This is a genomic window from Brooklawnia sp., from assembly GCF_032229645.1.
Lineage (GTDB): Bacteria > Actinomycetota > Actinomycetes > Propionibacteriales > Propionibacteriaceae > Brooklawnia.
On record NZ_JAVTWX010000078.1, the window covers coordinates 4,321 to 8,394 of the forward strand.

Annotated in this window: 5 protein-coding genes; 1 reads left to right on the forward strand and 4 read right to left on the reverse strand. The window is 65.2% G+C overall.

Translation table 11 applies throughout. The features are described 5' to 3' along the window. Positions 1-215: 215 nt before the first annotated feature. Genes AAFP05_RS05400 through AAFP05_RS05415 form a run of 4 tightly spaced genes read right to left on the reverse strand, consistent with a single transcriptional unit; the run spans position 216 to position 3,367 of the window. Positions 216-926 carry a hypothetical protein gene (locus AAFP05_RS05400; RefSeq protein ID WP_341728830.1) on the reverse strand — a complete coding sequence of 237 codons (711 nt, stop codon included), beginning with the start codon at positions 924-926 and terminating at the stop codon, positions 216-218. Next, positions 923-1,657, reverse strand: coding sequence for an ATP-binding cassette domain-containing protein (locus AAFP05_RS05405; RefSeq protein ID WP_341728831.1), 735 nt, complete (start codon positions 1,655-1,657; stop codon positions 923-925). Before AAFP05_RS05405 ends, AAFP05_RS05400 begins: the two co-directional genes overlap by 4 nt. Before the next feature lie 2 nt (positions 1,658-1,659). Continuing rightward, a complete protein-coding gene (locus AAFP05_RS05410) occupies positions 1,660-2,439 on the reverse strand; it encodes an ABC transporter permease (RefSeq protein WP_341728832.1) in 780 nt (259 codons plus the stop codon). After that, positions 2,429-3,367, reverse strand: coding sequence for an ABC transporter ATP-binding protein (locus AAFP05_RS05415; protein WP_341728833.1), 939 nt, complete (start codon positions 3,365-3,367; stop codon positions 2,429-2,431). Before AAFP05_RS05415 ends, AAFP05_RS05410 begins: the two co-directional genes overlap by 11 nt. Before the next feature lie 86 nt (positions 3,368-3,453). Here AAFP05_RS05415 and AAFP05_RS05420 point away from each other — a divergent pair, with 86 nt between their 5' ends. Beyond that, positions 3,454-4,071: a TetR family transcriptional regulator gene (locus AAFP05_RS05420; RefSeq protein ID WP_341728834.1), complete on the forward strand. Its 618-nt coding sequence runs from the start codon at positions 3,454-3,456 to the stop codon at positions 4,069-4,071. Positions 4,072-4,074: the final 3 nt, after the last annotated feature.

A 4,074-nucleotide genomic window follows, 5' to 3' on the forward strand; every position in this document is an offset into this window, starting at 1 on the left:
TCGGGGCACTCGGCGCCACTATGCCCGGGGCATGCTGACGAGATGGCACCAGATCCTTCTGCGGTCATGTTCGAACCGCGAGGCGACCTGATCCAGCCGGGCTCTGCTCTGTCCGCGCCGTTGCCCCGATGGAATCGGAGCAACATCTCCGATTCGGGTATAGCGGCGACCGCTATCGCTCTTCACCGAAGCCGACAGATGAATCCAGCAGCACCTCAGAGGACTTCGTCGACGCGGATTCTGCGTGTCTGGATGCCGAGCATGACGACGGCGATCGCGAGGCTTGCGCCGGTGACGAGCCAGGTGAGCCAGGAGGTGCCATTGAGGGAGACGGCGACGGCGTTGCCGAGGAGTGCGATGAGGATGATCGCGGCGACGATGGTAGCGATCGTGGAGCGCCGCCAGATTCCGATCGCGCCTGCGATGGCGGTGATGCTGACAGTGAGGAGTACGACGCAGCTCGTCGAGAGCAGCGCGGTCAGCCACAGCGCGCCATTGTGGACGTCATCGACGATGGGTGTGAAGGACTCGGTGAGGAGGAACACGCTGACGGCGGCGTCGTATCCGACAAGGCTCGCCGTGCCGATGACGAGGGCGTAGGCGGTGTTCTTGGCTTGGAAGAGCGGGTCGCGTCCGCCGGGGTAGCTGTAAAGGGCGATCCGGCGGTTCCCGATGTAGTCGGCGACGATGTGACGGGCGTAGATGACGGCTCCGTAGACGACGAGCACACACAGCGCGACGGTCAGCGCGAGCGGGACGACAGCACCGTAGCTGCGGAGTATGGCGCTGTCGGGGCTGTCGTCGAATCGCCCGACCACGGCGAAGAAGTAGAGCGCAGCCAGGAGCGATCCCGCGGCCGTCAAGGCGACAAGCAGCGCGGTGTGGCGGTATCGGTTTAGTTCGATTCGCAGGAATCGCGTCATCATCGAGACTCTCCCGTCACGCTGTCTCGGTAGAAAGCTTCAAGCCCGCCGTCGGTGCCGTCCAGGACGGTTCGGATGTCCTGCTTCTGGCCGAGCCGACCGGCGGTGAGGACGGCGACGGTGTGGGCGATGTGTTCGAGCTCGGTGAGGATGTGGCTGGCGATCACGATGGTGGTGCCCTGCTGCGCGAGAGAAGCCAGCAGTTCGCGAAGGTCGGCGACGCCCGTCGGGTCCAGGCCATTGGCCGGTTCGTCGAGCACGACAAGCTCGGGGCGGTGCCCGATGGCGCGCGCCAGGGCGAGGCGTTGCTTCATGCCCAGGGAGAACGAGGCGACGGGCGCATCGGCGGCGCCGGCGAGACCGACGCTGTCGAGAAGCTCGTCCACGGGTGTGGGAGAAGTGATCCCGAGAAGGTCGAAGTGTAGCCCGAGGGCGGTGCGAGTGGTGGCGGCGGGGTGGAACTCGGGCGCTTCGATGGTCGCACCGATCCGTGAGAGCAGTCCGTCGCGAGTGGTGTCCGAGAGCGTGTGCCCAAGGATCGTGATGGTTCCCGAGGTGGGGAAGGTCAGGCCGACGATAGTCTTGAGCAGGGTCGTCTTCCCGGCGCCGTTAGGTCCGATGATCGCGCAGATCTCACCCGGCGCGACCGCGAGGTCGCAGGACGTGAGGATCTCCCGGCTAGCGATGGTCTTGGTGAGCCGGCTGATATGGAGGGTCGGTTGCACTGTCACCATCGCTACTTCCTCTTGCGCAGCGCAAGATACGCAGCCAGATATGTCGCCCCTGCCCATACGACAACGACGATGACGTTCAACACCTGGCTTTCGCCGGTCCGGAAGGTTGCTTCGCGGATGATGTCGCCCAGCGGCGTGAACGGGAGGAACTGGTGAAGTGTGACGGCCCACTGGGGGAGGCGTTCGGCAGGGAACGTGATCGGTGAGAACAGCAGACCGCCGATCATGATGACCTGGGTCGCGAGGGACGTTGCGCTGATGGGCAGCCAGAGAGCGATGGCGTATCCGATGCTGACCGCGGTGAACTGTGCGCCGAGGATCGCAGCGACGGTGAACAGGTCGACGTGGATGTCGAGGCCGAAGCGCAGGAACGCAGCGAGCATCCCGACCGCGATCCCGGGCAGCGCTGCAAGGCTCCAGACGACGGCGTCGGCGAGGAGGATCGCCGAGCGCGGCACCGGGAGGGTCTTCTGGAAGTCGAGCAGTCCTTCCTGTTTCGAGGTGCTCATGATCTGCGGGGCGAGCACGCAGCCCACGGCGATGATCCCGAGCGTCCACGCGCCAGAGGAGAGGTAGCGGGCTGCGTCCTGGTCGACATCCGGGATCATCAGCGCGAGGCCGTAGACGATTGCGACGGCGAACAGAGCCTGCACGGCGGTGAACGCCGGCAGCAGGTACTTGTGCCGTGTCAGGCTCCACCGGACAAGGCCCCACCAGCTGACCGTCCAGGCGCGTCTGCGAGGCACCGCGAGCGTAGGTGTCGTGAGAACGTCAACGGCCATTGGTGATCCCTTCGTAGAGGGTCTCCAGCGATGCCGGGGCGAGCGAGTAGCTGTCCGCTGCACCTGTCGTGACCAGATGGAGCACCCACTCGATCGCGGCCGGAATCTGCGCGGGCTCCAAGTCGAGCGTGAGCTGTCCGTCTTCGTCGACCGCATGCACTGCGGCTGGCGGTGTCGAAGGGATCTCCGCGCCTGGACGTACAGCCACGGTGAGGGTGGCGGTGCGTGCCTGTCGGGCCAATTGTCTCGGTGTGCTGTCGACGAGAACGGCGCCGTTCTGCATAAGCACGTACCGGTCGGCGGCACGCTGGACTTCGAGGAGGTTGTGGGTGACGACCACGACCGTGTGGCCGTCATCGGCGAGCCGGCGCAGATGCCGCCAGATGAGCGGACGGCGGATCGGGTCGACGTCGTTGGTGGGCTCATCGACCAACAGTACGGGCGGGGGCGCGACCACGGCCGTCGCGTAGGACGTCAGCCGACGCAGCCCACCGGAGAGCTTCTCACCACCGATGTCCTTCCACTCACCGATGTCGAGTGAATCGATCAGGTCGAGCGCAGCCCGCTTCGCGTCCGCTGCGGAAAGGCCCCGCAGCCGGGCGATCGACGTGATCGCCTGCAGCGGCGTCACTCCCGTCAGCGGCGCGTACATCTGCGGCATCATCGACGCGATCCGGCGCGCGAGGTCCGGCGCGGCGACAAGGGAGGAAGCGCCGTATCGGATGTCCCCGGAGGTGGGTTTCACTGTCCCGATGATCTGACTCAGGAGCGTGGTCTTGCCCGCCCCGTTGTGCCCGATGAGCGCGACCAGCTCACCCGGCCGGAAGGACAGGCTGATGGCTTGATTCGCCGCAGCTCCCCATCGCTTGTAGGTCTTGGTGACCTGATCCAGCGAGAGCGTGTCTGCGCGTGGTGTCACACTCGTCATGCTCAGATACTAGCAGTATCTGAAAATCTGGGTCAATGCTCGGCGGGGCTCAAGGGTGCCTGATCGGCCTGTTTACAATGGAGTTCATGGCACGGATGACCCGCGATCAGCAACAGCAGCACAACAGGGTGCTGTTGCTTGAGGCGGGCGAGCGCATCTTCGCCACACGCGGCGTCGCGGGCGCCTCCCTCGATGACGTGGCGCTGGAGGCCGGGCTGACCAAGGGTGCGGTCTACTCCAACTTCCGCAACAAGGGCGAGCTGATCCTGGAGGTGATCCGCTACCGGCAGACGCTCTCGCCGGAAGCGCAGGACTTCCATGCGATCCTCGATCTTGCCACCAACGACTATGAGCGGCTCGAAGCCTGGTGCGACATCTGGATACTCACCGCCAAGAGCGGCGACCGCTCCAGCTACGCGCGGCTGCTGTTCGACTTCATCCCCTACGCGCTGCGGGACGAGCACCTCACGGCAAGGTTCCTCGAGTTCATCTCCCCAGCAGATGACATCCCGGCAGGTGCGTCCCCGATCCCGACCGACAGCAGATTCGCACGCATCCCTCCTTCCGACCAGTTCCGCATCCTGACGGCTCTCGATCTGGGTCTGTCCGCGTTGGCGCTGTTCGACCCCGAGAACGTCAAACCCCAGCTCTATAAGACAGCAGTGCTGTCGCTCGCGCAGACGCTCTACGACGCTGGCGACTAGTCA